At 64.3% G+C, this 24,794-nt stretch carries 24 protein-coding genes and 7 tRNA genes; 21 read left to right on the top strand and 10 right to left on the bottom strand.

Features of this window, described 5'->3' with window-relative positions:
• Positions 1–56: 56 nt before the first annotated feature.
• From ACSVIE_RS01630 to ACSVIE_RS01655, 6 genes are all read right to left on the bottom strand, one after another.
• Positions 57–1,610: an RsmB/NOP family class I SAM-dependent RNA methyltransferase gene (locus ACSVIE_RS01630; protein ID WP_442422822.1), complete on the bottom strand. Its 1,554-nt coding sequence runs from the start codon at positions 1,608–1,610 to the stop codon at positions 57–59.
• A complete protein-coding gene (fmt, locus tag ACSVIE_RS01635; protein ID WP_442422823.1) occupies positions 1,607–2,527 on the bottom strand; it encodes a methionyl-tRNA formyltransferase in 921 nt (306 codons plus the stop codon). Before fmt ends, ACSVIE_RS01630 begins: the two co-directional genes overlap by 4 nt.
• Entirely contained in the window at positions 2,524–3,096 is a 573-nt protein-coding gene (gene def, locus ACSVIE_RS01640) for a peptide deformylase (RefSeq protein ID WP_442422824.1), read from the bottom strand. The genes fmt and def overlap by 4 nt, the downstream gene beginning before the upstream one ends.
• A gap of 50 nt (positions 3,097–3,146) precedes the next feature.
• Positions 3,147–4,049: a cytochrome gene (locus ACSVIE_RS01645; protein ID WP_426007152.1), complete on the bottom strand. Its 903-nt coding sequence runs from the start codon at positions 4,047–4,049 to the stop codon at positions 3,147–3,149.
• A gap of 48 nt (positions 4,050–4,097) precedes the next feature.
• Entirely contained in the window at positions 4,098–4,250 is a 153-nt protein-coding gene (locus tag ACSVIE_RS01650) for a hypothetical protein (protein WP_442422825.1), read from the bottom strand.
• Positions 4,251–4,446: 196 nt separating this feature from the next.
• Positions 4,447–4,518 (bottom strand) — tRNA-Val (locus ACSVIE_RS01655).
• Positions 4,519–4,777: 259 nt separating this feature from the next.
• Between ACSVIE_RS01655 and ACSVIE_RS01660 the strand changes: the two genes are divergently transcribed.
• From ACSVIE_RS01660 to ACSVIE_RS01700, 9 genes are all read left to right on the top strand, one after another.
• Positions 4,778–4,850, top strand: a tRNA-Gly gene (locus ACSVIE_RS01660).
• Positions 4,851–4,896: 46 nt separating this feature from the next.
• Positions 4,897–4,967: transfer RNA gene (locus tag ACSVIE_RS01665), tRNA-Cys, on the top strand.
• 38 nt (positions 4,968–5,005) lie between these two features.
• Positions 5,006–5,080 (top strand) — tRNA-Val (locus tag ACSVIE_RS01670).
• Between the two features lie 56 nt (positions 5,081–5,136).
• A tRNA-Gly gene (locus ACSVIE_RS01675) sits at positions 5,137–5,209 on the top strand.
• Between the two features lie 18 nt (positions 5,210–5,227).
• Positions 5,228–5,302 (top strand) — tRNA-Val (locus tag ACSVIE_RS01680).
• A 56-nt stretch (positions 5,303–5,358) separates the two neighbouring features.
• Positions 5,359–5,434: transfer RNA gene (locus ACSVIE_RS01685), tRNA-Gly, on the top strand.
• A gap of 184 nt (positions 5,435–5,618) precedes the next feature.
• Positions 5,619–7,073, top strand: a complete 1,455-nt coding sequence (locus ACSVIE_RS01690; RefSeq protein WP_426007148.1) for an amino acid permease — start codon at positions 5,619–5,621, stop codon at positions 7,071–7,073.
• Positions 7,074–7,157: 84 nt separating this feature from the next.
• Entirely contained in the window at positions 7,158–7,391 is a 234-nt protein-coding gene (locus ACSVIE_RS01695; RefSeq protein WP_426007146.1) for an antitoxin, read from the top strand.
• 130 nt (positions 7,392–7,521) lie between these two features.
• The gene (locus ACSVIE_RS01700) at positions 7,522–8,745 is read left to right on the top strand and encodes a benzoate/H(+) symporter BenE family transporter (RefSeq protein WP_426007144.1); all 1,224 of its coding nucleotides are present in this window, start codon (positions 7,522–7,524) and stop codon (positions 8,743–8,745) included.
• A 15-nt stretch (positions 8,746–8,760) separates the two neighbouring features.
• Here the strand turns inward: ACSVIE_RS01700 and zapE are convergent, their stop codons facing one another.
• A complete protein-coding gene (zapE, locus tag ACSVIE_RS01705) occupies positions 8,761–9,798 on the bottom strand; it encodes a cell division protein ZapE (protein WP_426007142.1) in 1,038 nt (345 codons plus the stop codon).
• Positions 9,799–10,007: 209 nt separating this feature from the next.
• Between zapE and ACSVIE_RS01710 the strand changes: the two genes are divergently transcribed.
• The 3 genes from ACSVIE_RS01710 to ybaK are packed head-to-tail and all read left to right on the top strand — an operon-like array spanning position 10,008 to position 11,984.
• Positions 10,008–10,934: a sulfurtransferase gene (locus ACSVIE_RS01710; protein ID WP_426007140.1), complete on the top strand. Its 927-nt coding sequence runs from the start codon at positions 10,008–10,010 to the stop codon at positions 10,932–10,934.
• Between the two features lie 36 nt (positions 10,935–10,970).
• Positions 10,971–11,438, top strand: a complete 468-nt coding sequence (locus ACSVIE_RS01715) for a SufE family protein (RefSeq protein WP_426007138.1) — start codon at positions 10,971–10,973, stop codon at positions 11,436–11,438.
• Between the two features lie 48 nt (positions 11,439–11,486).
• Entirely contained in the window at positions 11,487–11,984 is a 498-nt protein-coding gene (gene ybaK / locus ACSVIE_RS01720) for a Cys-tRNA(Pro) deacylase (RefSeq protein WP_426007136.1), read from the top strand.
• A gap of 3 nt (positions 11,985–11,987) precedes the next feature.
• Here ybaK and ACSVIE_RS01725 read toward each other — a convergent pair whose 3' ends face one another.
• Positions 11,988–13,247 (bottom strand): alpha/beta hydrolase family protein, encoded by a 1,260-nt coding sequence (locus ACSVIE_RS01725; protein ID WP_442422826.1) that lies wholly within the window; start codon positions 13,245–13,247, stop codon positions 11,988–11,990.
• A 122-nt stretch (positions 13,248–13,369) separates the two neighbouring features.
• Between ACSVIE_RS01725 and ACSVIE_RS01730 the strand changes: the two genes are divergently transcribed.
• The 9 genes from ACSVIE_RS01730 (at position 13,370) to ACSVIE_RS01770 (ending at position 23,432) form a co-directional block, all read left to right on the top strand.
• Positions 13,370–13,861, top strand: coding sequence for a hypothetical protein (locus ACSVIE_RS01730; protein ID WP_426007132.1), 492 nt, complete (start codon positions 13,370–13,372; stop codon positions 13,859–13,861).
• 14 nt (positions 13,862–13,875) lie between these two features.
• The gene (gene msrB / locus ACSVIE_RS01735; protein WP_442422827.1) at positions 13,876–14,316 is read left to right on the top strand and encodes a peptide-methionine (R)-S-oxide reductase MsrB; all 441 of its coding nucleotides are present in this window, start codon (positions 13,876–13,878) and stop codon (positions 14,314–14,316) included.
• 182 nt (positions 14,317–14,498) lie between these two features.
• The gene (locus ACSVIE_RS01740; RefSeq protein ID WP_442422828.1) at positions 14,499–15,866 is read left to right on the top strand and encodes a DUF6421 family protein; all 1,368 of its coding nucleotides are present in this window, start codon (positions 14,499–14,501) and stop codon (positions 15,864–15,866) included.
• Positions 15,866–16,594 (top strand): SDR family oxidoreductase, encoded by a 729-nt coding sequence (locus ACSVIE_RS01745; RefSeq protein WP_442422829.1) that lies wholly within the window; start codon positions 15,866–15,868, stop codon positions 16,592–16,594. The genes ACSVIE_RS01740 and ACSVIE_RS01745 overlap by 1 nt, the downstream gene beginning before the upstream one ends.
• Positions 16,595–16,616: 22 nt before the next feature.
• Positions 16,617–17,717, top strand: a complete 1,101-nt coding sequence (locus tag ACSVIE_RS01750; RefSeq protein WP_442422830.1) for a threonine aldolase family protein — start codon at positions 16,617–16,619, stop codon at positions 17,715–17,717.
• 60 nt (positions 17,718–17,777) lie between these two features.
• Positions 17,778–18,440 carry a DUF3000 domain-containing protein gene (locus ACSVIE_RS01755; RefSeq protein WP_426007122.1) on the top strand — a complete coding sequence of 221 codons (663 nt, stop codon included), beginning with the start codon at positions 17,778–17,780 and terminating at the stop codon, positions 18,438–18,440.
• Positions 18,441–18,499: 59 nt separating this feature from the next.
• Positions 18,500–19,843, top strand: a complete 1,344-nt coding sequence (locus tag ACSVIE_RS01760) for an HRDC domain-containing protein (protein ID WP_442422831.1) — start codon at positions 18,500–18,502, stop codon at positions 19,841–19,843.
• Between the two features lie 182 nt (positions 19,844–20,025).
• Entirely contained in the window at positions 20,026–21,291 is a 1,266-nt protein-coding gene (locus ACSVIE_RS01765; protein ID WP_426007118.1) for a thiolase family protein, read from the top strand.
• Positions 21,288–23,432 carry a 3-hydroxyacyl-CoA dehydrogenase NAD-binding domain-containing protein gene (locus ACSVIE_RS01770; RefSeq protein WP_442422832.1) on the top strand — a complete coding sequence of 715 codons (2,145 nt, stop codon included), beginning with the start codon at positions 21,288–21,290 and terminating at the stop codon, positions 23,430–23,432. Before ACSVIE_RS01765 ends, ACSVIE_RS01770 begins: the two co-directional genes overlap by 4 nt.
• 76 nt (positions 23,433–23,508) lie before the next feature.
• Here ACSVIE_RS01770 and ACSVIE_RS01775 read toward each other — a convergent pair whose 3' ends face one another.
• Together ACSVIE_RS01775 and ACSVIE_RS01780 are read right to left on the bottom strand one after the other, a co-directional pair.
• Positions 23,509–24,486: an aldo/keto reductase gene (locus ACSVIE_RS01775; protein WP_426007114.1), complete on the bottom strand. Its 978-nt coding sequence runs from the start codon at positions 24,484–24,486 to the stop codon at positions 23,509–23,511.
• 59 nt (positions 24,487–24,545) lie between these two features.
• Positions 24,546–24,764, bottom strand: a complete 219-nt coding sequence (locus ACSVIE_RS01780) for a hypothetical protein (protein ID WP_426007112.1) — start codon at positions 24,762–24,764, stop codon at positions 24,546–24,548.
• Between the last annotated feature and the right edge of the window lie 30 nt (positions 24,765–24,794).

The following is a 24,794-nucleotide window of genomic DNA, read 5'->3' on the forward strand; positions in this document are numbered from 1 at the left end:
CCTTCAGGTCGGTGGCAGCAGGATGGATTGCGGAAATTCAGCCGCGGAACGCGTGGCTAAGGCTTCTTGCGGATCAACGCCATGAACATGGCATCAGTGTGGTGGATGTGGGGCCACAGCTGAGCGGTCTGCCCGTGCCCCGCGCCAAGGCCGGAGGCAAGGCTGACGTCATCCAATGCCTTGCCGGCGTCAAGGAGCTCAAGGTCCCCGCGTTTACCCACCACATCTGCAACCACAGCGGTGGTTTCAGCCGGGTGCGGCGAACACGTCACGTAGGCCACCACGCCACCGGGCTTCACTGCATCGATGGCGGAGACCAGCAGTTCCCGCTGCAGCGGACCGAGATCAGCGATGTCCTTGGGGGCGCGCCGCCACCGCGATTCCGGGCGACGCCGCAGCGCCCCCAAACCACTGCATGGCACGTCTACCAGGACGCGGTCGAAGGTTTCCCTGCGTTCGGAACCCACCTCACGGCCGTCACCGGTACGCACGCTCCAAGCGTCCCCGGGCACGGCCGACAATGCCTGCTGCACCAGCTTCGCCCGATGCGGTGCGGGCTCGTTGGCCAGGAGCGTGGCTCCGTCGCGGTGTGCAAGTGCCGCCAGCAGGGCCGCTTTCCCGCCAGGACCGGCGCAGAGGTCCAGCCACTTTTCCCCCTCTGGCGAAGCAGTTTCCACTGCTACGGCTGCCACCGCACGGGCGACCAACTGGGAACCCACGTCCTGGATGCGCGTGGTGCCCTTGCGGACAGATTCCAGACGGCCAAGGTCGCCGCCTGCGGACAAGGCAGAGTCCTCCACCAACTCCCCTGCCGCAGCACCGTGCTCCAGGGCTTCTTCCAGGCTTCCCAACCCGGGCAAGGCCACAAGGTTCACTACCGGCGCCGCGTTGTCGGCTTCCAGGAGCTCTTCAATTTCCGAGGCGGGCCTGCCGTGGTTGACCAACGACTGGCGCAGGGCCCGGACGATCCACTCCGGGTGTGCGTGGCGGAGCGAGGCGATCCGGGTTGCATCGGTTTCCTGGTCCAGGAGGACGTCCAGCCACTCGTCCATGCTGTGTGCCGTGACCTTCCTCAGGACGGCATTGATCAACGACGACGGGCCGGCGCCGATGACTGCCCGGGCCAGGCCGACAGTCTGGTCCAGCGCGGCGTGGGCCGGAACGCGCATGGACAGCAATTGGTGGGCGCCTATCCGCAGGGCGTCCAGGATGGCCGGGTCCAACTGTTCCAAGGGACGGTCAACACAGCGGGAAAGAATGGCGTCGTAAGTGCCCTGTCCGCGCAGCGCACCGTAGCTGAGCTCGGTGGCGAAACCTGCATCCCGGCGATCAAGCCGGTGCTCCCTGATCCGTGCCGGCAGGACCAGGTTGGCGTAAGCGTCCTCGGACGCCACGGCGCGGAGGACTTCGTAAGCTACGAGCCGGGCAGGATCGGCCTTGCGGGTACGTTGGCCGGGGGTCGTGCTGGAATACCCCTTCTGGGGTCCACGGTTCCGCTCCCTGCCCTGCGCGTTGCGCCGGCTTTCCCCGCGGGGACCGCGGTTGCTGCCCCGCCCGCCACCGTCCCGGTTCCCGTTGGAGTTGGGGCCGCGCCGGCCGGAGTCGCTCATTCGAATACCACGCTTTCGGGTGTTGCCAAACCGCGGGCCCAATCGGCCGACGGCATCATTTTCTTGCCTGCGGGCTGGATCCTGCCCAGTCGCACGGCATGGGAACCGGTGCCCACCAGGACAGCTTTGCCTTGCACCGTGACGTGGCCGGGCTCCAGGTCGGTGACGTCCGGGTGGAGTTCCACGGGTTCAAGCTTGACCCGTTGACCATCCAAGGTGGTCCAGGCGCCGGGTTCGGGAGTGACACCCCGGGAGCGCCGGGCCAGGGCCAGGGCGGGCTGCTTCCAGTCCAGGCGCCCGTCCTCGAGCGTCAGCTTGGGAGCCAGGGAGACATCGCCCTGCTGCGGTTGGGGTGCTGCACGCCCGGCCTCGATGGCCGAAAGTGTTTGGCTCAGGAGGACGGACCCGCTGAGGGAGAGCCGCTCGAGCAGGTCGCCCGCGGTATCGGAACCGCGGACCGTTTCAGTCACTGTCCCAAAGACAGGACCGGTATCCAGGCCTTCCTCGAGCTGGAAGGTGGCGGCCCCGGTGACATCGTCCCCGGCAATGATCGCCCGTTGGACAGGAGCCGCACCCCGCCATGCGGGCAGCAGGGAAAAGTGGAGGTTGACCCAGCCATGGCGGGGAACATCAAGGGCGGCCCTCGGGACAATTCCGCCGTACGCGACAATGGCAGCGACGTCCGGGGCGACCGCCTCAATCGCGGCGGTTGCTGCAGCGTCCACCCTGGCAGCCTTGATGGTGGGGATGCCCAGTTCCGCCGCGCGGGCAGCAACTGGCGACGGCGTCAGGACACGCTTGCGCCCAAGGGGGGCATCCGGTCTGGTGAGGACGGACGCAACGTCAAAACCGGCTTCCACCAGCGCGTTGAGTGACGGCACGGCCACGGCCGGCGTGCCGGCAAAAAGCACCTTCACGCGGTAGCCCCGAAGCTGCCGCCACCAAAGCTCGAGCCGACTGTCCCGGCACGCTTGGACGTGGTCTGTTCGGTCACCGCATGGTAGTTGGCGTTCCGGATCGCACGTAGGGCCGCCTTGCGGTCTTCGCCCTCCAACCGGTCAGTGAAAAGGATGCCGTCCAGGTGGTCCGTCTCGTGCTGGAAAACCCGTGCAAGCATGCCCTCCGCGTCGACTGACACAGGGTTGCCTTCCACGTCCACCCCCGTAACCCGCGTTGCACGATGCCGGCGGACAGGGAATCCAAGCCCGGGAATGGACAGGCAACCTTCAACCTCGTCGTCCTGGAAGTCATCACTGTTTTCCAGGACCGGGTTGATGATGTGTCCGTCCACGCCACCGATCCGATAGGTAAAGATGCGCTTGCTGATGCCCACCTGGGGGGCAGCAAGGCCGGCGCCCTCAACGTCCTCCATGGTTTCCATCATGTCGGCAACCAGCTTGGCGAGCTCCGGACCGAATTCGGTCACGGGATCCGCGACGGTGCGCAACACCGGATCCCCGATGATTCGGATACTCAAAATTGCCATCTGGTCTCAGTCCTCACGATCGTCAAAGCCGGCCCGGGCCATGAAGGGGCCTACGCCAGTTTAGTGGAGGCAAAAGACCCGGCGCCCTGAAGGGCAATGGCAGGCTCGGGTGTGTACATGGGCGGCGCCACCGGCAGCAGCGCCTGACCCGCCGCCGTGACATCGGCAGACATCTCCCAGACGCGCCGGAGCGCACAAAACTTCCACCAGTGGTGTTTCAGGACATCAGGATTGGCCCGGTGGGGACGGACTTCGGTTTCGCCGATGGCCACTGCCAGCAGCATGGGGTCCTCCCCGTACTTCCAGGACTCCCATTCCCCGGCGACGGGGTCCACCAGGCTTTCTTCGGCCTTCATGCCAGCCACCAACTGCATGACTACTTTGTTGTCCAGCGCCTTGACCGTGCCATCACGGGTGGTCCCCTTGGTCTTGTAATCGATCAAGCAGATGCGGCCGTTGATGCGGGCCACCAGATCAAGGGTGCCCGCGTAACCCACCGAGGTGTTCCACACCGTGATTTCCGGTGCGAGGGGTTCCACCCTGTAGGTGTCCCACCATTCATCAAAGCGTGCAGCGAACGCTTGCTCGCCGTGGGACGCCAGGTCGTCCCGGCATTCCTGCATGCGGTGCGGCCTGCCCAGGGCACGAAGTGCTACCTGTTCGCAGTAGTTGTGGACGCGGTCTCCGCGGGCCGCCGCCTCGTCCCGGTACTGCTCAGCCGCTTTGGAGGCTTTGTTGACCGCCTGGCGGATCCTGGCCGGGCTGCCGAGAAGGGTCGGAAGCTCAGGATCGGCGGCCAGGCTGCTTGCACCCATGTACGAAAACCAACCATCGAGCGCGTGTGCCTGCTGCCCGATGACTGTTGTGATGGATGGTACGGAGAACTGGTCCGAGGTGGACCGGGCATACATCCGGCCGTACTCGGTGGCGTGGGCAAGCAGTGGAGCAGTCATATAAAAACTTTGGCACAGAGGACCGACAGAATTCGCCCCGGCGTTCCGTCAGGCCCCGCCGGAACCCCCTGGCGGATCATGGAGCGCGGGTTCCTCGGCGGCAGGATTAAGCAAGCGGGCGAGACGGTCCTGCGTCATCCGTGCGAGTTTTCCCGCCAGGACGGGCACCGTCCGGGCCAGTTCCTGCAGGGACTCAGGCAACGCCTGCTCCCCACCCCCGTTGGTACCGGCAGGAGCCGCGGGCAAAGGGGGCAGGAGCGGTAACGGCCTCGTATCGGGTAGTTCTTCCACGTCAGCCCTGTGCCATGGAGTGGAAGTTCGTGACGAAAAAACGCCGTACCGCCAAACAGAAAAACCCCGCCGGGACTGTGTAACCAGTTCCGGCGGGGTTTTACGGTGGGCGATACTGGGTTCGAACCAGTGACCTCTTCGGTGTGAACGAAGCGCGCTACCACTGCGCCAATCGCCCGTGTCATCCCGCGCTGTGCGCCGTCTGCATAAAGAAGACTAGCCCACGCCGTCGTGAATGCAAAACGGGCGGCCACGCCCGAATAACAAGAATGGAATTACACGGTCGTCAGAAGCCAGAACCCGCGTCATTGCTGGGATCCGGACTCATACGCCCTCCGGGGAATCTCACCGATTTGGAGTTTCCCGGAACCTCCTATAGAGTTTTTACTCGTCGGAAAGCGACGGAATGCCTGAATGGCGCTCCGGAGCACGGCACTGCGGACGTAGCTCAGCTGGTAGAGCACCACCTTGCCAAGGTGGATGTCGCGAGTTCGAATCTCGTCGTCCGCTCGCAAGGCACTGTCACAGCATGAATTCCCCGGAATCCTGCTAACACGGTGGGTTGGCCGAGAGGCGAGGCAGCGGCCTGCAAAGCCGTATACACGGGTTCGAATCCCGTACCCACCTCGGTGAAAACCATGCTTTCCGGTTTCGATTGGATGCATGGGCGATTGGCGCAGCGGTAGCGCGCTTCCCTGACACGGAAGAGGTCACTGGTTCGATCCCAGTATCGCCCACCAAAACAAGGAAACTTGTTTGTTGTTGAAGGCCCGGCCCAGCCAGGCAAACAACATCTGCGGACGTAGCTCAGCTGGTAGAGCACCACCTTGCCAAGGTGGATGTCGCGAGTTCGAATCTCGTCGTCCGCTCTCCTCCACGAGGACCCCGGGCGATTGGCGCAGCGGTAGCGCGCTTCCCTGACACGGAAGAGGTCACTGGTTCGATCCCAGTATCGCCCACCAGAACAAGGCAACTTGTTTGTTGTTGAAGGCCCGGCCCAGCCAGGCAAACAACATGTGCGGACGTAGCTCAGCTGGTAGAGCACCACCTTGCCAAGGTGGATGTCGCGAGTTCGAATCTCGTCGTCCGCTCCAACTAAGAAAGCAGCTCTTCGGAGCTGCTTTTTTTATGCCCGTTTGCCGACTGAACCAACCGCGGTTCGATTCATTATGGGATGTGACCAATAACCGTTGGAAGAAGTCGCTTTATCTAATGTGATTCGACTCGCATAATGTACTGCGAGCTCATCACCGTTCCACGCCAATGGCAGGAGTACCCATGAATCAACAGACTGCTTCCCAGTCGGTCATGAGGCGGAAGCCCATCGACGACATTGAGGAAGAAAACAAGCACAGTGGCCTTTTCAAAAGCCTTGGCCTCTGGCAACTCACGGCCATCGGCGTCGGCGGAATCATCGGCGTCGGAATCTTTTCGCTCGCCGGCCTGGTAGCGCACGGCGACGAAACCAACCCCGGTGTTGGACCGGCGGTCCTGGTGTCATTCCTGATCGCCGGCCTGGCCTCGGGCGCGGCCGCGCTTTCCTACGCTGAATTCGCCGGAATGATCCCGCGGGCAGGCTCGGCCTACACCTACGGCTATGTGGCCCTGGGGGAAATCATCGGCTGGTTCATCGGCTGGGATCTGCTGCTGGAGTACATTGCGATCGTAGCTGTGGTGGCGATTGGTATTTCCGGATACTTCGACGCCTTCCTGTCCGGCATCGGCATCAACATGCCCACGTGGATGACCTCCACGGCCGACGAGGGCAAGGGCGGCATCATCAACCTTCCTGCCATTTTGGTCTGTCTCCTGGTGACCTGGATCCTGAGCCGCGGAACCAAAGCGTTCGGGCGGTTCGAGCTCGTCGCAGTAGCCATCAAGGTAATCCTGATTCTGTTCATCATCGGCCTGGGCGTTTTCTACATCAATGCCGAGAACTTCAATCCGTTCATGCCCAGTGGCTTCGGTCCGGTCCTCGCAGGTGCGGCCACGGTCTTCTTCGCAGTCTTTGGATACGACGCCATGAGCACAGCGGCGGAGGAAGCCAAGGACGGCAAGAAGCACATGCCCAAGGCGATCATCCTGTCGCTCATCATCGCCATGCTGCTGTACGTGGCAGCAACCTTGGTCCTGACGGGCATGCAGAACTACAAGGACATCGATCCCGCGGCCGGCTTTGCCTCGGCATTCACCGGGGTTGGCTTGCCTGTGATCGCAACCATCATTTCCGTCTTTGCCGTGCTGTCCATCCTGACCGTCATGCTCACCTTCCTCCTCGGCGTAACCCGCGTATGGTTCTCCATGAGCCGTGACGGCCTCCTTCCCGGCTGGTTTGCCAAGACCGACCGCCACGGAACACCGCAGCGCGTCACCTGGATCGCCGGTGTCGCCTCGGCCTTCCTGGCCGGTGTCTTCCCCATCAAGGAAGTGGCTGACCTCACCAACATCGGTATCCTTGCCGCTTTCGTCGTGGTGTGCATCTCGGTCATCATCTTCCGTTACACCAAGCCCGACGCACCCCGCACTTTCCGCCTGCCGCTGATGCCCGTGGTTCCGGCCTTCGGTGTCCTGGCCTCGGCCTTCCTCATGGTGCAGCTGCACTGGGAAACCTGGGCGCGCTTTGGCGTTTGGCTGGTCATCGGCCTGGTTATCTACTTCTTCTATGGGCGCAAGCACTCCTTGATGAATCCGAACAGCCCACGCCATCTGGAATCCGCTAAGCCCTTGGCGTAGTGCACTTTAATTCCTTGGCTGGCCACCCTTCCGGTGCTAGGGTCGAACGCGGAGGAGCGAACTGGCTCCGCGAAGGGAAGGGAGGTGCCCGTGGGATTAATTGACGACCTGAAGGGCAAGGCTCAGGGTCTCATTCAGGGCAACGAAGACGCCATCAGGAATGGCATCGAGAAGGCCGGAAACTTCGTCGACGAGAAGACCGGCGGCAAGTTCGCCGGACAGGTTGACGCAGTACAGAATGCCGCTTCCAACTTCGTGTCCAAGAACGACGGCGAAGCCGGACAGGCTCCCGCCGCGGATGAGCCAAAGCAGCCGTAGCTGCCTGGGCCGCCGTACCAGATACGTCAAGGGGGCACCGGTCCCGCCGAGAGGCGACACCGGTGCCCTTGGCGTTTAACGGGCCGGCCGGTGCCAACGGGACGCTGCCCTGTCAGGTACGTTGGAGGTTATGCCTTCCGCCTCGTCGACTGAACAGAACCAGGCCAACCAGAGGACGCCGGGCCCACCGATCGCCGCCGGGATCGTCACTGCACTGGTCGGCTTCACCTCATCCTTTGCCGTGGTGCTGGCAGGCTTGCAGGCTGTTGGGGCCAACCAGGCACAGGCGTCCAGCGGTCTGCTTGCCCTGACGCTGACGTTCGGCCTGGGCATCCTGTGGCTGGCATGGCGGTCGCGGATGCCGGTAACCCTTGCGTGGTCAACACCCGGCGCTGCGCTCCTCGCCTCAGCGGGAACCGTCGACGGCGGGTGGCCCGCTGCGGTCGGTGCTTTCGTGGTAGTGGGCCTCCTCATTGTCCTGACGGGTTTGCTGCCGGCCCTTGGACGGCTCATGGCCTTGATTCCCACGTCGCTGGCCCAGGCGATGCTGGCCGGCGTCCTGCTCCCCCTCTGCCTGGCACCCTTCGAATCCCTCGGCACAGCGCCGCTACTGGTGGGCCCGGTAGTCGTGTGTTGGCTGGTCCTGATGAAATGCGCACCGCGTTGGGCCGTTCCCGGCGCACTGGTGGTGGCATTGGCCGTGATCGGGATCCACATCGCGGCCAACGGCACCCGCCTCACCGGAGACAGCCTGCTGCCCCGCCTTGAATGGACCAGTCCTGTGTTCACGGTGGAGGCCACCGTGGGAATCGCGCTCCCGCTGTTCATCGTGACCATGGCTTCGCAGAACATCCCCGGGGTAGCGGTCCTCAAATCCTTCGGGTACACCACGCCCTGGCGTTCTTCGATGCTCGTCACGGGCGCGGGAACCCTCGCCGGGGCGCCTTTCGGAGGCCACGCCATCAACCTGGCGGCACTGAGTGCTGCCCTGGCCGCGGGCGAAGAAGCCGGCAAAGACCACGGGCGCCGCTGGATTGCCGCGTTCGTTTCCGGTCTTGCCTATCTGGTCCTCGCGGCGTTTTCAGCCGCCTTGGTCACCTTGGTGGCGGCAGCACCACCGGGCTTGCTCGAAGCTGTTGCAGGACTGGCGCTGCTGGGAACCCTGGCATCCTCGATTTCCTCGGCACTGGCTGTTGCCGAAGACCGGATTCCGGCCTGCATGACGTTTCTGCTCGCGGCTTCAGGGGTGACCTTCGCTGGCATCGGCGCAGCGTTCTGGGCCCTGGCCGGTGGGATCCTGGTCCGCTGGATCCTCAAGGACAGGGAACCACTGACCCGATCCGCGGCCCGCTGAACCCGGCCGCGGTTTTCAGGACGGTTCGTGGTTCTGGCCCTCGCGAGCCAGGGCAGTCAACCTGGAAACGGCCCGGAAGTACTTCTTCATGTAGCCGCCGGCCATCATCTCATCGGTAAAAAGCTTGTCGAAGGGTACGCCGCTGGCCAGGATCGGCACGTCCTTGTCATAAAGCCGGTCGGCCAGGACCACGAACCGCAGGGCAACAGCCTGTTCCGTGATGGTCTCCACATCCCGCCACACAACAGCTTCGATACCTGAGATGAGCTGGCGGTAGCGGCTGGGGTGCACCCCGGCCAGGTGGTCCACCAAGGTGCGGAAGTCATCCACGGCCACCGTCTTGCCCGCGAATTCCGTGTTCATGCGGTGCTTGAGGTCTGCGGTCTTCAGCGGCGCAGGTGCCGCGGGCAGGCCGCGGTGCCGGAAGTCCTCGCCATCAATGCGGACAACATCGAATTGGTCCGCGAGCACCTGGATTTCCCGCTGGAAGTCAACGGCCGCGAAGCGGCCCTCCCCCAAGGAACCCGGCAGGGTGTTGGACGTGGCAGCCAACTTGACGCCGGCGTCGGCGAGTTCCCGCATGAGCCGGGACATCAGCACGGTATCGCCTGGATCGTCGAGTTCGAACTCGTCGATGCAGACCAGTTTGTAGCCGCTGAGCGCCTCGACTGTCTTGCGGAAAGACAGGGCCCCCACCAGGTTGGTGTATTCGACGAAGGTGCCGAAAGCCTTGGGGCCCGGGGATCGGTGCCACAGCGAAGCCAGGAGGTGGGTCTTGCCGACGCCGAAGCCGCCATCCAGGTAGATACCGGCCCTGGTGGCGGGCTTCTTTGCGAAGAATTTCCTGAACAGTCCCCCGCCATCGTCAGCACCCACGGAGTCGGCGAACCCGGACAGGAGCTTCACGGCGTTGGCTTGGCTGGGCTGGGCGGGATCGGGCCGGTAGCTGTCGAACGAGACCTCGCCGAAGCGTGGTGACGGATAGAACCCCTTGAGGAGTTCCTCGACGGAGACTGCCGGCGTGCGGGCAGCCAGTTGTTCGATCTGTACCACGGTGGTCCATTCTTCCGGTAGTGGGTCCCCAGCAAGAATACCGGCATCACGTGGCCGGGAAGCGGCCACGTGACCAAGGCCATGTTTCACCATATGACCGGCCGGGAAGCATCGGATGCTGCCCATGGTTACTGTTGGAAACACGCCGGCCCGCCGAGTGGAAGCTTCCGGGGTCTGGCTCCGTCCGTTGTCAGTGAAAGGCCATCACCATGTCCTACCCCGTTGAACAAAACGAAAAGTTCGCGTCCTACGCGCACCCCGAACGACTTGTGTCCACCGAATGGCTTGCCGCAGCACTTGCAGACGGCGCTCTTGCCGACGGCAAGCTGGTGGTCGTCGAGTCCGACGAGGACGTCCTCCTCTACGAGACCGGGCATATCCCGGGTGCCGTGAAGATCGACTGGCACACGGACCTGAACGATGAAGTCACGCGCGACTACGTCGACGGTGCCGGTTTCGCCGCACTCGCCGCCGCAAAGGGAATTTCCCGCGACAGCACCGTGGTCATCTACGGCGACAAGTCCAACTGGTGGGCCGCCTACGCCCTGTGGGTCTTCACCCTCTTCGGCCACGAGGACGTCCGGCTGCTGGACGGTGGCCGCGACAAGTGGATTGCCGAGGGCCGCGAACTCACCACCGACGTTCCCCAGCCGGCTGTGGGCAACTACCCCGAGGTAGAGCGCAACGACGCCCCCATCCGCGCCTTCAAGGAAGATGTGCTGGCCCACCTGGGCAACCCGCTCATCGACGTCCGCTCGCCGGAGGAATACACGGGCCAGCGCACGCACATGCCTGCCTACCCGGAGGAAGGGGCCCTGCGTGGCGGCCACATCCCCACCGCGGCGTCGGTTCCGTGGGCACGTGCTGCCGCCGAAGACGGTACCTACCGCTCCCGCGAAGAGCTCGAAGCCCTTTACCTGGGCGAGGCGGGACTGACGGAAGGCGACGACGTGGTGGCCTACTGCCGTATCGGCGAGCGTTCCAGCCACACCTGGTTCGCCCTCAAGTACCTGCTGGGCTTCGACTCGGTCCGCAACTACGACGGTTCCTGGACTGAATGGGGCAACGCCGTCCGCGTCCCCATCGTCAAGGGTGCCGAGCGGGGTTCCGTGCCGGCTGAGCTGGTTCGTAACTAGCGTGAATTCTGCGCCGTTGTGCGTAAGCTGGAAGTGATGAGTACGAATACCTTGCCCGCCGCACTGGCGGAAATAGTGGATGACTTCCAGGCACTGACGGAGCCGGAGCGCCTGCAGTTGCTGCTCGAGTTTTCCCGGGGACTGCCGGAACTTCCCGAACGCCTCCAGGATCACCCTGAGCTGCTGGAGCAGGTCGTCGAATGCCAGTCGCCCTTGTTCCTGACGATCGAGTCCGAGAAGAACACAGCCAACCCGGACGCCGGGCGCGCCTACCGTTTGTTCTTCAAGGCGCCACCGGAAGCTCCCACCACCCGTGGATTCGCAGGGGTGCTGCATGAGGGCCTTGACGGCTTGACGGCGCAGGAAATCCTGTCTGTTCCGGACGACATGCCTGAGCTCCTGGGCTTGACCCGGGCCATCACCCCGTTGCGCATGCGCGGGATGACGGCAATGCTTGGACGGATCAAACGGAAAGTAGCGGCTGCCAGCCGCTTGGAAAACTAAAGCCCCGGCCCCCGGGCAGGGCGGTGAAGGCAGGACAGCTTCGGCACCATGGCGAAGAAAACAGCGTCACAGGGAACGCCGGCTACAGCAGCACTGACTGCAGCCGGCGTTCCTTTCGTGCTGCACCCCTATGTTCACGATCCTTCGGCAGCCAGTTACGGCATGGAGGCAGCTGATGCCCTGGGCGTGGACCCCTCCAGGGTCTTCAAGACCCTGATGGTGGAGGTCGAGGGCCGCCTGGCCGTGGGGATCGTTCCCGTTGCCGGCACGCTGGACCTGAAGGCGGTAGCCGCTGCCCTCGGTTCGAAGAAGGCCTCGATGGCGGATCCGAAGGCAGCCGAACGCAGGACCGGCTATGTGCTGGGCGGAATCTCCCCCTTGGGCCAACGACAATCCTCCCCCACGGTTTTGGATGCCACCGCACTGGAGTTCGACACCATCCTGGTCTCCGGCGGCCGGCGCGGGCTCGACATCGAACTCGCACCCGCGGACCTGGTCAGGCTGACCAGCGCCGTGACGGCACCGATCGGCAGTGCCAGGAACTAGGCATCAGGCAGGCTGGCCGGCGCTTCCGGGATTGTTTCGCGGCGCCAACATCCGCTGCAGCCAGGACCGGACCAAACGTTCCCACTTCTCCGGGTCCACATTCCACTCCTTCGTGTGGCGCGCTCCATGGAAGGGTTCGAAAGTCACCATCTCCGGGTTCTTCCCGGCCAGGCTCGCAGACGGTTCAAAGGGCACGTAGTCGTCGTCCACGCTATGGATGACCAGGGTGGGGGTGCGGAGTTCGACTGCCCTGGCTTCCCAGTCCATCGCCTTCAGGTCCACCGGTGCCGATAGTCCCGTCAGCCTGCGCCCCAGCGGATGGGTCAGCATGAGTTGTCCGTACCGGCCCACGTTATAGGGAATCCGGTTCATTTGGGCGTGGTGCGCCATCACATTGACCCAGTTGATCACCGGCGCGTCCAGCACCATGGCCCGGATGAGGTGCCGGTACTTGGAAAGGTCGGCGGTCTGCAGCGCGATCGCGCCGCCCATCGACCAGCCGAAGAGCACTATCTCGCGGGCACCGTGCGCCACGGCGTACTCCATGGCGGCCTCTACGTCCCGCCATTCGGTTGAGCCCAGTCCGTAACGGCCGTCCAGGGCCGATGGTGCCAGCCCGTCATTGCGGTAGGAAATCAGCAGGCTGTCCATGCCCAGTTCCTTGGCCGTCCGGACTGCCCGCAGCCCTTCCAGCCGCGTAGCTCCACGGCCGTGCACCATGATGGCCCATACCGCTGCGGATGCGGCAGCGTAGGCCCGGACCAGCCAGGCAGGTGCGGTACCGCCGTCGACCTTGATTTCGACGTCGTCAGCGGCCACTCCCAGCGCGGCAGGGTCCGGGTAGGTGGCACCGCTCCACCAACCTCGGCGGGCGTCGGCCAAGTTGCCGCTGTACACCTCTTCCACTTCGCGAAGCACGGTCTGCTCTGCCGGGGAATAGGACACAATCCGGCCGATCCGGGCATGTCCCGCACCACCGGCAAAGAACAGGCTGAAGACCCCGTCCACGGTGGTATCAGGGGTTGCTGCGAGGATGACCTGCCGGCCGGTGTCCGACTGGATCACGGCCAGGACTTCCTGGTCCGCGGGCCGCGCCGCGGGCGTGATGACCCGCCGGGCGAAGTAGACGGCGAGCGCGGACGAACCTGCTCCAACGAGACCCGCCAGGGTACCACCGGTCACCATGCCTGCAAGGGCCCATTTGGTTCGTACGGACAGTTTGCCTGTTGCAGCTTCACCGGCTGCCGGGGAGTTGGTTGCCATGGTTCCATTCTGTCCGCTCCTGCTCCATGGATCCTGAACGTGGCCACCGCGTGCCGGAATGGACCCGGAAATCACCCGGCGAAAGCCTGTGTGGCCGTGTGGTGCGGGACTACGCTGTAGCCATGAGTGATCCGATCGTCATCCTGACCGAAGAGCCCTTGGGGCCTGAAGACCGAGTCAACATCGCCAAACTGGTGGATGGGGGTGACGCCCCCTTGGTAGTTCTGGTTCCAGCCAACACCGAGCGGCATTTACTGGTCGATTTCCTGGAGAACCTGTCGTTGCTGGATGTCGCCAAGGCGTTCAGGGAACTTGGTGCGCATTCGCCGGATCCGGAGGTGGAACGGGCGGAGGCTGCCGAGGCTTTGGCTGCCTCCCTGGCAGCGTTGGAGGGGCTGGGTGGCGGGGTCACCGGTGAAATCGTCGACGGCGGTGCTGTCGCGGGTTTGGTGGCGAAGGTACGGGCGGTGGATGCGGCCCAGGCGGTGGTGGTGACGCGTCCGCACGCGATTGCCGACACGTTCCACACGGACTGGGCCAACAAGGCCCAGGACCAGCTGGGTCTTCCCGTCCTGCACTTGTATGCGGGGTCGGGATTTATCGGCGACTCCTGAGCGTTGCAGTAGTCATGAGCATTCCTGACAACACCAGCAGCACGTCCAGCCTTTCCGTCGTGAAGTCCGATGCCCAGTGGCGCGAGGAGCTGACGCCCGACGAGTACCGGGTTTTGCGCCAGGCCGGTACCGAACGGCCGTACACGGGCGAGTACTGGGACACCCATACCGAGGGCGTCTACCAGTGCCGTGCCTGTGGCAGCGAATTGTTCACCAGCCAGGAAAAGTTTGATTCGCACTGCGGGTGGCCTTCGTTCTGGGCTCCCCTTGCCGAGGGCAAGGTGCGTTACCTGCACGACCGCACACTGGGTATGAACCGTGTGGAGGTGCGCTGCGGCAACTGCGACTCGCATCTGGGGCATGTCTTTGAAGGCGAGGGGTATGACACGCCCACGGACCAGCGCTATTGCATCAACTCCATCTCCCTCCGCTTGGTGGATAAGAGCGCGGACTGATCCAGTGGTGGGCAGCCTTGAGGGGTTGCCCACCCGGTTCGTGCCGGGTGCTGGAGCTTGAGGTGTTACTGCGAGCACTTTCCCCAAGAGTTACTTACGCTCACCTAGGTTTTGAATTAGCGATGCTTCTTCCGTTGCTACGCTCACCTCAGAGGTGAAAGACCTTCTGAAAGGACGAGCACATGACCATCACCACCACCGCTGCCTTCCCGCGTGTCACTGCAGACAACGCCGACTGGTCAGCACTCAAAGCAGCAGCCACCGCCCTCCAGGCGCACCAGGAGCAGGACGGCTCCGTGGCCGACCACGCTCTGCACACTGAAGCTTCCGCACTGGTGGCCACCATCTGTGATTCCATCACGGCGCTGGCACCCTCCTTCCCGCACGATGCCCGCTACCTGGAACTTTTGGTCGCGGACTTCGCACGCTGGGAGCAGAATGGCTTTGGCGTCCCCGACTTCCTCGACTCCCTCCAGGCTTTCCAGCCCCAGGAGCAGCGCGTGGATGGCCTCCAGCACCTGGTGGTCTTCCCCATGTACACCCAGAACGGCAGCAGCAAGCGCCTGGTCGAAGCTGTCCTGATCGAGGTCATCTGGCCCGAGTTCATCGGTGGCCTGGAAGCCGGGGCCTACTCCAACAAGCTGTTTGTGCCCATCCGTTTCGTGGATTTCACCCCGGGCTACGACACCAACTCCGCTGTGCTGTTCCCGGAAACCGTCGCCGTGCGCGAAACCCCGTCCTTCTCCTGGGGCGCCATTTTCGCCGACCGTGAAGCCGCACGGTTCCGCCGCGTGCTGGACGCTGCCGCATCCACCACCTCCCTTGAACTGCCGGCTGATGCTGCCGAGCTCCTCCAGGACCAGGAACTGACGCAGCGTACGTTTGTCATGTGGGACCTGATCCACGACCGCACGCACATGCGCGGCGACCTGCCGTTCGATCCCTTCATGATCAAGCAGCGCATGCCCTACTTCCTTTACTCCCTGGAAGAGCTGCGGTGCGACCTCACCGCCTTCCGCGAATCCGTGCGGATCGAGAAGGACGAAGAGGCCGATCCCGATGCCCGCAAGCATGCAAAGCTGGTCCAGTACGCAGTGATCTTCGACCGCATCTTCCGCTTTGCCATCACCGGCAGCCGGGTCCGGAACTACGATGGCCTGGGCGGGCAGCTGCTGTTCGCCTGGATGCACCAGCACCATGTCCTGCACTGGACGGACAGCAAGCTCAGCATCGACTGGGATGAGGCCGCAGACGTCGTAGTGGAACTCGGTGCCCGCATCGAAGAGCTCTACTGGCGCTCCATTGACCGCCCCAAGACAGCCCACTGGCTTGCGGCCTATGAACTCATCTCCGGCACCGTGACTCCCCACCCTGCCTCTGTATGGGCCAAGGGCCCGGACGCTCTGCCGCTCGACGGTGCTCCGCGCGGGCTCACGGACCAGGTTCTTGACGACGAATTCCCCCTGTCCATGTTCTACGAAGCCCTGGAGAAGAAAATGCGTCCCGTGATTGAATCCACCACCGGCATTACGGGAGCGACGGCCGCCTGATGATGCCTTTGAATGTCCTTGTGACCGGCGGCAGCAGCGCCTCGGGTATCGCCACGGCGCGGGCTTTGGGGGCCGCCGGTCACAGGGTGTTCACGGTTGGTTCCGATGACGTGAGGATCAAGGCGGCAGCGGACGAGACCGGATACGGCGTTACGCCACTGGTTTGCGACCTCGCGGATCCGGACGCCGTCCGGGAACTTGCCGGGACCGTCCGTGGCCTGGGGGTGGAACGGGTGGACGGAGTCATCCACCTCGTCGGCGGCTGGCGGGGAGCTCCGGGAATCGAGGAACAGTCCGACGACGACTGGGACGCGCTGGTTCAGGGCGCGGTGACGACACTGCGCAACGTTTCCCGGGTGTTCTACCGCCAACTTGCCGATTCACCGCAGGGTCGCCTCGCCGTCGTATCCTCCACGAGCGTTGAGGCTCCCGCGGCCGACTCAGCGAACTACGCTGCCGCCAAAGCGGCGGCGGAAGCCTGGACAATGGCCGTCGCCGACGGCTTCCGGCGGGAACAGGCCGGCAACAAGGAAAGCCCAACTCCCCAGCACAGCGCGGCCGTCGTCTTCGTGGTCTCCTCGCTGGTTGACGCCGGCATGCGCCGGAGGCAGCCTGAACGCCGGTTCCCCGGCTCCACCGACGTCGAGGAACTGGCCGCGGCCGCCGTCGGGCTTTTCGACCAACCGGCCGCAAACCTCAACGGCCGCCGCATCCTGCTGGCCAAATAGACTTGAAAGCGTGAATGAACAAGTGACCACAACAACCGAGGCCATCCACACTGCCGATACCGCCCAGGGCCGGGGCCCGCTCCACGATCCAGCGGTCCGCGGCTTCGCATCGGACAACTACTCGGGCGTACATCCCGAGATCCTGTCCGCCCTGGCCACCGCAAACGGCGGTCATCAGGTTTCCTACGGGGAGGACGTGTATACGGCCCGCCTCCAGGAGATCCTGGAGCAGCAGTTCGGTTCCGGCATAGAGTGCTTCCCCGTCTTCAACGGCACCGGTGCCAACGTGCTGTCCCTGCAGGCCCTCCTCCCCCGCTGGGGTGCGGTCATCTGCGCGTCGACGGCCCACATCAACATGGACGAAAACGGCGCACCGGAACGCGTCGGCGGCATCAAGCTCCTCCAGGTTCCCACTGAAGACGGCAAGCTGACGCCCGGACTCATCGACCGTGAAGCCTGGGGATGGGGAGATGAACACCGCGCCCAACCGTTGGTGGTCTCCATTACCCAGACCACGGAACTGGGAACCTGCTACACCCCTTCAGAGGTGCGCGCCATCGCCGACCACGCCCATGCCAAGGGCATGAAGCTGCACATGGACGGCGCCCGCCTGGCCAATGCCGCCGCCCACCTCGGTGTTCCCCTCAGGGCCTTCACCCGGGACGCCGGCGTGGACATCCTGTCCTTCGGCGGGACCAAGAACGGACTGCTCTTCGGCGAGGTGGTGGTCGCCCTCAACCCGGAAGCCGCCGACGGACTGAAGTACCTCCGTAAAATGAACATGCAGCTGGCATCGAAGATGCGCTTCATTTCGGCCCAGTTCATCGCGCTGCTGGAGGACGGACTGTGGCTCCGGTCCGCCACCCATGCCAATTCCATGGCGACGCGCCTCCGCCGCGCCGTGGAGCAGATCGACGGCGTCCAGCCCACCCAGGAAACGCAGTCCAACGGTGTCTTCGCCATCCTTCCGGCCGGCGTGGCTGACCGGCTCCGGTCCAGCTTCGCGTTCTATGACTGGGACGCCGCCCGCGGCGAAGTGCGGTGGATGTGTTCCTTCGACACCACCGAAGAGGACATTGACGCTTTCGTTTCCGCCATCAAGCGGGAGCTTGCCACCACATAACGGGTGGCTTCCGGGGCGGCGAGCCTGCACACAATCGCCGCCCCGGAAGAATAATCTGCGATGGTGAACGACCTCGCCCAGGTCCCCGCGGATTTCCTGTACGCCTTGGGGACACTACGAAAAGCACAATGCCGCAGTGAACTGCGGCTCGACGAAATACCCGCCCCGGCCCGGCTCGCACCCTATGCAGTGGCCCTCGGCGCCGAAGTCTTCCGCCCCACGGCTTCAACACGCCAGGTACCGGTACACGGCCCCGCTGCGAAGGCCTTCGCCAAGAGCCACGCCCCGGCTCCCGGCGACCAGGACGACGACGACGAACTCGCCACCGGGCGCTTCATCCTGCTCCATGACCCGGAAGGATCCGCAGTCTGGGAAGGGGAATTCAGGATCGTCACCTACATCCGCGCCCAAATGGACGCCGAGATGGGCAACGATGAAATGCTCGGTTCCGTAGCCTGGACCTGGCTCGTGGAGGCGCTGGAAAACCACGCGGCCGTCTATCGCGCCGCCGGCGGAACAGCCACCAGGGTCCTTTCTGAAAGCTTCGGCACGCTGTCCGAACGCCCCGACACCATCGACATCGAACTGCGCGCGTCATGGACCCCTGCCACTGCCGATATCCAGGCCCACCTCGAAGCGTGGTCGGACATGGTCTGCACGTTCGCCGGGCTGCCACCCCTGCCGCCGGGGGTTACGGGACTGCCGAACAGGAGGCTCACGTGAAGTCATCCAATACGCCCCGCTCCAACCCCTCCAGCGGACCTCGGTAAGCTTAAGCCACCATGACCCCTGAAAACCTGGAAAAAACCACAGCCGGCGATCCGGTTGCTGATCCCGATCAACACATCAACGTGGAGGGCTTCGACAGCCCCGTCCCTGCCGTCATTGATCTCGATACGCCCCGCGAGGGCGTGCCCTTGGTGATCGATACCCTCACCGGCCTTGAACGCTGCGCCGCAGCCATCGCCGCGGGCACAGGCCCGGCCGGCGTGGATGCGGAGCGGGCATCCGGCTTCCGTTACGGACAGCGCGCGTTCCTGGTGCAGATCCGCCGCGAAGGCGCCGGTACTTGGCTGATCGACCCCGAACCCTTCGAAAACCTGAACATCATCCAGGATGCCCTTCGCGGTGTTGAATGGATCCTCCACGCCGCAACCCAGGACCTGCCCTGCTTGTCCGAGCTTGGTATGTGGCCTGACAAGCTGTTCGACACCGAACTCGCGGCCCGCCTCGCCGGCCTCCCCCGGGTGGGCCTTGCCGCCGTCATCGAACAGCTCCTTGGCTTTGGACTGGCCAAGGAACACTCGGCCGCGGACTGGTCAACCAGGCCCTTGCCGGAACCATGGCTGCGCTACGCCGCGCTCGACGTCGAGGTTCTCGCCGAACTCCGTGAAGAGCTGATTGAGTTGCTTGAAGCGGACGGCAAGCTCGAATTCGCCGAGCAGGAGTTCGCCGGAATCCTTGCTGCCGGAATAGCACCGCCCCGGGTGGATCCCTGGCGCAAGACCTCCGGCCTGCACCAGATCCGCGACCGCCGCCAATTGGCCGCAGTCCGGGAGCTGTGGCTTGAACGGGACCAGCTCGCCCGGAAGCGGGACGTCGCGCCCGGGCGCCTGATTCCTGACTCGGCACTCGTAGCTGCAGCCAAGGCCCTTCCCACGACCGTTCCACAGCTCCTGGCCACCAAGGGCTTCCATGGACGCTCCGCCCAGAGGGAAGCGCCCAGGTGGGTACGGTGCATCACCGCAGCACGGACCCTGACGGAGCTTCCGCCCCTCCACCTGCCTACCAACGCACCTCCCCCACCGCGGGTCTGGGTGGACCGCGATCCCGAGGCCGCTGCCCGGTTGGCTACCGCACGCCCTGCGTTGCAGGAGAAAGCCGACGAGCTCAAACTCCCGGTCGAAAACCTTCTGACGCCCGACTATCTTCGCCGGGTCATGTGGCGCCCGCCCTCGGAGATCTCGCTGGAGTCCATCTCCGCCGAACTCAGGGAACTCGGCGCCAGGGAATGGCAGATTGCCTTTGCCGCTCCACTCCTAGTGGAAGCCTGCCTCAACCCGCAGCCCCTTCCACCCAAGGAATCCAAAGCCAAAGAGGACCAGGGGTCCGCGGAAGGCAAATAAATGCCAGGCCCGCCACCCGAAGCAATGCTTCAGGTGGCGGGCTTTTGCGTCACGAAGACATCCGGCGGCGCCGCGGACGATCCGGGCGCTTGCAACTCAAAGTTACCCGTGAGTAACATAGCAGCAATGCCAGCCGGTGTTCCCCTGGGACACCGGCACCATGTCTCAACGAGGAGTAGCACATGAGTCCCTCACGCAGCGCCCAGCGGACCATCCGCGACGTCGTGTTCGTCGATGGCGTCCGTACCCCCTTCGGCAAAGCCGGTGAAAAAGGCATCTACGCCGGAACCCGGGCCGACGACCTCGTGGTCAAGTGCATCCGGGAACTGATGCGTCGCAACCCGTCGCTCCCCGCCGACCGCATCGACGACGTCGCCATAGCCGCCACCACCCAGACCGGCGACCAGGGCCTCACCATCGGGCGTACCGCCGCACTTCTGGCCGGGCTCCCCCGCTCGGTGCCCGGCTTCGCGATCGACCGCATGTGCGCCGGTGCCATGACAGCAGTAACGACGACGGCGAGCGGCATCGGCTTCGGCGCCTACGATGTGGTTATCGCCGGGGGCGTGGAACACATGGGCAACCATCCCATGGGCGACGGCGCCGACCCCAACCCCCGCTTCATGTCCGAACGGCTGGTGGATCCGGCCGCCCTGAATATGGGGAACACGGCCGAAAACCTCCATGACCGCTTCCCCGCCATCACCAAGGACCGCGCCGACGCCTACGCAGCTTCGTCGCAGGCCAAGCTCGCGGCAGCCTATTCGCGTGGACAAATCCAACAGGACCTGGTGCCCGTGGCCGCACGCAAGCCTGGCCAGGGATGGACAGTGCACAGCGTCGACGAGCCTCCCCGCCCCGGCACCACCGTTGAAGATCTGGCCGGCCTCCGCACGCCCTTCAGGGCCCACGGCCGGGTCACCGCCGGAAACGCCGCAGGCCTGAACGACGGCGCCACCGCTGCCGTCCTGGCATCGGCCGATGCAGCGGCCGAGTTGGGCCTGCCGGTCCGGATGCGCCTGGTGTCCTACGCTTTTGCCGGCGTGGAACCTGAGGTCATGGGCATCGGCCCGGTGCCCGCCACCGAAAAGGCCCTCAAGCAGGCCGGACTGACCATCGACGACATCGATCTCTTTGAAATCAACGAGGCCTTCGCCGTCCAGGTACTTGGCTTCCTGGACCACTTCGGCATTCGGGACGACGATCCCCGCGTCAACCGCTATGGCGGGGCGATCGCCGTCGGACATCCTCTTGCCTCCTCCGGCGTGAGGCTGATGACGCAACTGGCCCGCCAGTTCCAAGAAGACCCAACCGCCAGGTACGGCATCACCACCATGTGTATCGGGCTGGGCATGGGCGCCACCGTGGTCTGGGAAAACCCCCACCACCCGGACTATGGGGCTGCAGATGCCTCCGCCGACCAAACCACTGAAGGAGCCGCAGCATGAGCGCCAACGACTTCCACCACCTGGCCTCCCTCTTTCCGGACGAAGTGGTGACCCACTCGCTCGTGCAGGACGTCGAGCTCCCGGGCGGCGCCGGAACCTTCGCCTTGATAACCCTCGACAACGGGCTTGACCACACCAAACCCACCACGCTGGGACCCAACACCCTGGTGGAACTGGGTACTGTCCTTGACGGACTGAAGGAAAGGGCGGCACGCGGAGAGATCGTCGGTGTCGGTGTCACCGGCAAGCCGTACTTCCTCGTGGCAGGCGCCGACCTGTCCGCAGTCAAGACGCTGAAGGAACGCACGCATGGACTGTGGATGGCCCAGCTGGGCCATTCCGTCTACGCCACGCTGGCCAACCTCGGTGTCCCGAGTTTCGCGTTCATCAACGGACTCGCGCTGGGAGGGGGCCTGGAGATCGCATTGCAGTCCACCTACCGGACAGTCTCCACAGGTGCCGGTGCCCTGGCCCTGCCTGAGGCGTTCCTGGGGCTCATTCCGGGCTGGGGCGGCGTCTATATCCTTCCCCGCCTGATCGGTCCCGCGAACGCCGTGAAGGTGATGATCGAGAACCCCCTCAGCAACAGCCGCACCCTCACCGGTCCCCAGGCGTTTGAACTCGGCATGGCAGACGCCCTGTTTGAACCGGCCGACTTCCTGGAACAGTCGCTGGCCTGGGCGGCGGACGTCATCACGGGCAAGACCCGCCCTGAACGCAGGAACGCCGTTGACCCGTTGGACGACACCGTGGCGGTCGAATGGGCCTCAGCCGTTTCCGCGGGCCGTGCCTTCGTGGAAAGCAAAACCGCCAACGCCGCACCAGCGCCCGGAAAGGTCCTGGACGTCATGGAAGCCAACCGCACCATGGGTCAGGCCGAAGCCGCAGCCCTCGAATGCGAAACACTGGCAGTGCTGATGCAGACGGACGAGTTCCGGTCGACGGTCTATGCGTTCCTGGACCTTGTCCAAAAACGTTCAAAGCGCCCGGCCGGCGCGCCTGACCGCACGTTGGCCAGGCCCGTCACCAAGGTGGGCGTCGTTGGCGCGGGACTGATGGCCAGCCAACTCGCACTCTTGTTTGCCCGCCAACTCAAGGTGCCTGTGGTCATGACGGACATCGACCAAACCAGGGTGGACAAGGGTGTTGGCTACGTTCACGCCGAGGTGGATAAGCTGCTGGCCAAAAAGCGCATCACTCCCGACGCCGCCAACAGGACCAAGGCCCTGGTGACCGGCTCGGTCAGCAAGGAGCCCTTCTCGGATGCCGACTTTGTCATTGAGGCGGTCTTCGAAGAACTCAACGTCAAAAAGCAGGTCTTCGCGGAACTGGAAGCCATCGTCTCTGCCGAATGCATCCTCGCCACCAATACCTCGTCCCTCTCCGTGACTGCCATGGCCGAAGACCTGCGCCATCCGGAACGACTCGTGGGCTTCCACTTCTTCAACCCTGTGGCAGTCATGCCCCTGCTGGAAATCGTCCGTGCCCCCGGAACCGACGATGCCGTGCTGGCCACGGCCTTTGAGCTCGCCAGGAGCCTCAAGAAAACCGCGGTCCTGGTCAAGGATGCTGCCGCGTTCGTGGTCAACAGGATCCTGCTGCGACTCATGGGTGAAGTCATTGCGGCCTTCGACGAAGGGACCCCCGCTGAGGTGGCGGACAATGCCCTGCGTCCCATGGGCCTGCCGATGTCGCCCTTCACCTTGAGTGCGATGGTCGGCCTGCCGGTGGCCCAGCATGTCCAGGAATCCCTGCACCAAGCCTTCGGCGACCGGTTCCCGGTGTCCAGCAACCTGCAAAAATTGATCGACAACGGTGTGCAGTCACTCTGGGCTCCCGGTCCTGACGGGCAGCAGACCATCCCTGCGGAGACCTTGTCCATCATGTCCTTTGGCGACACCCCGTCCACCGCGGAGGAAGTCCTGCGACGCACGCAGGACGCTTTGGCCGAGGAAATTGGGCTGATGCTCAGCGAGGGTGTTGTAGCCGGCCCTGAAGACATCGACCTGTGCATGATCATGGGCGCCGGCTGGCCCATGTTCCTGGGCGGCATCACGCCGTACCTGGACCGGGCAGGCGCCTCCGAGCGCGTCAACGGCAAGCGCTTCCTGGCCCCGGGTGTTGCTTCGGCACCACAGTAAGCGAGAGGCCCGTGCGCGGAGGAAGTCCGCGCACGGGCCGTCGTGCCTGGTGCCTGGTGCCTGGTGGAGAAGGAAACTAGAACAGGGCGACCTTGGCCGCCTTCGGGAAGATCCCGTCCAGTTCATCGCGGTCGGCCTGGGTGGGAACCCAGCACACAGCTTCTGCGTTCTCCCGGATCTGCCCGGGACTCGTTGCCCCGGCAATGACACTGCTGACGCCCGGCTGGGCGGCAAGCCAGGAGAACGCCAACTGCAGTTCCGTGATGCCGCGTTCCTTGGCGAACTGTCCGAACTTGCCCAACTGCGCCCAGTCGGCATCATCCACCAGATGGGTGCGTGTATGGCTCAATCGGGTGCCTTCCGGAGCATGGCCCGCGGAATACTTGCCCGTGAGGAGGCCATTGGCCAGGGGGAAGTACGGCAGCACGCCCAGGGAGAACGCCCCGGCAGCCGGAATCACTTCGAGTTCGGCCCGGCGGTCCAGCAGGTTGTAGTGGTTCTGGGTCGAGACGAACCGCGCACCACCCAACTGCCTGGCCACGTACTCCGCTTCCGCGATCTGCCATCCTGCAAAATTCGAGTGTCCGATGTACCGGACTTTTCCGCTGCGCACCAGGTCGTCGAGGGCCGCCAGGGTCTCATCGATCGGCGTCAGGGGGTCCGGGGTGTGGAACTGGTAGAGATCAATCCATTCGGTGTCCAGGCGGCGCAGCGACGCTTCCACGGATTGGATGATGTAACGGCGGGAGCCGCGCGCCCCAAAATCCTTGCCGTTGGCACCATGCATATCCATACCGAACTTCGTACCGATCACCACGTCATCGCGCCTGCCATGAAGCGCCTTGCCCAGCATGATCTCGCTCAGCCCAGGCTCACGGCCATAGACATCGGCGACATCGAAGAAGGTCACACCGGCATCGATCGCGGCATGGACCACGGCATCGGTTGCCTCCTGGGTTTCGGTCGGCGTGTTGGCCCGGCCAAGGTTGTTGCAGCCCAGCCCGACAGCTGAGACCGTGAGGCCTGAGTGGCCAAGGCGTCGATATTCAGTCATGCAGCCAGCCTACAGCGCACTCAACGGTCGATAGTCACCCAGGGCAACGAACTGCGGCCTCACCGGGGCAGGTAGGAAATCCCGGACTCTTCCATGGCGTCCTCCAGCTGCGCTATGGCCACCGGCCCCAGTCCGTGAAGCCTGGATGCCTTGAGCTCACCGAACTCGGCCAACTGCTCCAGAGTCTCTATTCCTTCGTGTGCGAGGGCGCGTCTGGCCGGCGCGGCGAGTCCCTTGGGAAGCGGTGTGTGCCCGGGCCAATTGCTCTTGGAAGACATGGCAGTTCCCTCCTGGCTGCGTAAGGTGGT

It is taken from the genome of Paenarthrobacter sp. NCHU4564 (assembly GCF_052156435.1).
Taxonomy (GTDB): Bacteria; Actinomycetota; Actinomycetes; order Actinomycetales; family Micrococcaceae; genus Arthrobacter.

What these genes read in the sequence shown, in the direction of transcription:
- ACSVIE_RS01690 (WP_426007148.1), top strand. Translation starts at nt 5,619, where the DNA reads ATGAATCAACAGACTGCTTCCCAGTCGGTCATGAGGCGGAAGCCCATC.
- ACSVIE_RS01780 (WP_426007112.1), bottom strand. Translation starts at nt 24,764, where the DNA reads ATGTCTTCCAAGAGCAATTGGCCCGGGCACACACCGCTTCCCAAGGGA.
- ACSVIE_RS01770 (WP_442422832.1), top strand. Translation starts at nt 21,288, where the DNA reads ATGAGCGCCAACGACTTCCACCACCTGGCCTCCCTCTTTCCGGACGAA.
- ACSVIE_RS01710 (WP_426007140.1), top strand. Translation starts at nt 10,008, where the DNA reads ATGTCCTACCCCGTTGAACAAAACGAAAAGTTCGCGTCCTACGCGCAC.
- ACSVIE_RS01740 (WP_442422828.1), top strand. Translation starts at nt 14,499, where the DNA reads ATGACCATCACCACCACCGCTGCCTTCCCGCGTGTCACTGCAGACAAC.
- ACSVIE_RS01630 (WP_442422822.1), bottom strand. Translation starts at nt 1,610, where the DNA reads ATGAGCGACTCCGGCCGGCGCGGCCCCAACTCCAACGGGAACCGGGAC.
- def (WP_442422824.1), bottom strand. Translation starts at nt 3,096, where the DNA reads ATGGCAATTTTGAGTATCCGAATCATCGGGGATCCGGTGTTGCGCACC.
- msrB (WP_442422827.1), top strand. Translation starts at nt 13,876, where the DNA reads ATGAGCATTCCTGACAACACCAGCAGCACGTCCAGCCTTTCCGTCGTG.
- ACSVIE_RS01715 (WP_426007138.1), top strand. Translation starts at nt 10,971, where the DNA reads ATGAGTACGAATACCTTGCCCGCCGCACTGGCGGAAATAGTGGATGAC.
- ACSVIE_RS01775 (WP_426007114.1), bottom strand. Translation starts at nt 24,486, where the DNA reads ATGACTGAATATCGACGCCTTGGCCACTCAGGCCTCACGGTCTCAGCT.
- ACSVIE_RS01760 (WP_442422831.1), top strand. Translation starts at nt 18,500, where the DNA reads ATGACCCCTGAAAACCTGGAAAAAACCACAGCCGGCGATCCGGTTGCT.
- ACSVIE_RS01765 (WP_426007118.1), top strand. Translation starts at nt 20,026, where the DNA reads ATGAGTCCCTCACGCAGCGCCCAGCGGACCATCCGCGACGTCGTGTTC.
- ACSVIE_RS01730 (WP_426007132.1), top strand. Translation starts at nt 13,370, where the DNA reads ATGAGTGATCCGATCGTCATCCTGACCGAAGAGCCCTTGGGGCCTGAA.
- ACSVIE_RS01755 (WP_426007122.1), top strand. Translation starts at nt 17,778, where the DNA reads ATGGTGAACGACCTCGCCCAGGTCCCCGCGGATTTCCTGTACGCCTTG.
- ACSVIE_RS01725 (WP_442422826.1), bottom strand. Translation starts at nt 13,247, where the DNA reads ATGGCAACCAACTCCCCGGCAGCCGGTGAAGCTGCAACAGGCAAACTG.
- ybaK (WP_426007136.1), top strand. Translation starts at nt 11,487, where the DNA reads ATGGCGAAGAAAACAGCGTCACAGGGAACGCCGGCTACAGCAGCACTG.
- ACSVIE_RS01645 (WP_426007152.1), bottom strand. Translation starts at nt 4,049, where the DNA reads ATGACTGCTCCACTGCTTGCCCACGCCACCGAGTACGGCCGGATGTAT.
- ACSVIE_RS01745 (WP_442422829.1), top strand. Translation starts at nt 15,866, where the DNA reads ATGATGCCTTTGAATGTCCTTGTGACCGGCGGCAGCAGCGCCTCGGGT.
- ACSVIE_RS01700 (WP_426007144.1), top strand. Translation starts at nt 7,522, where the DNA reads ATGCCTTCCGCCTCGTCGACTGAACAGAACCAGGCCAACCAGAGGACG.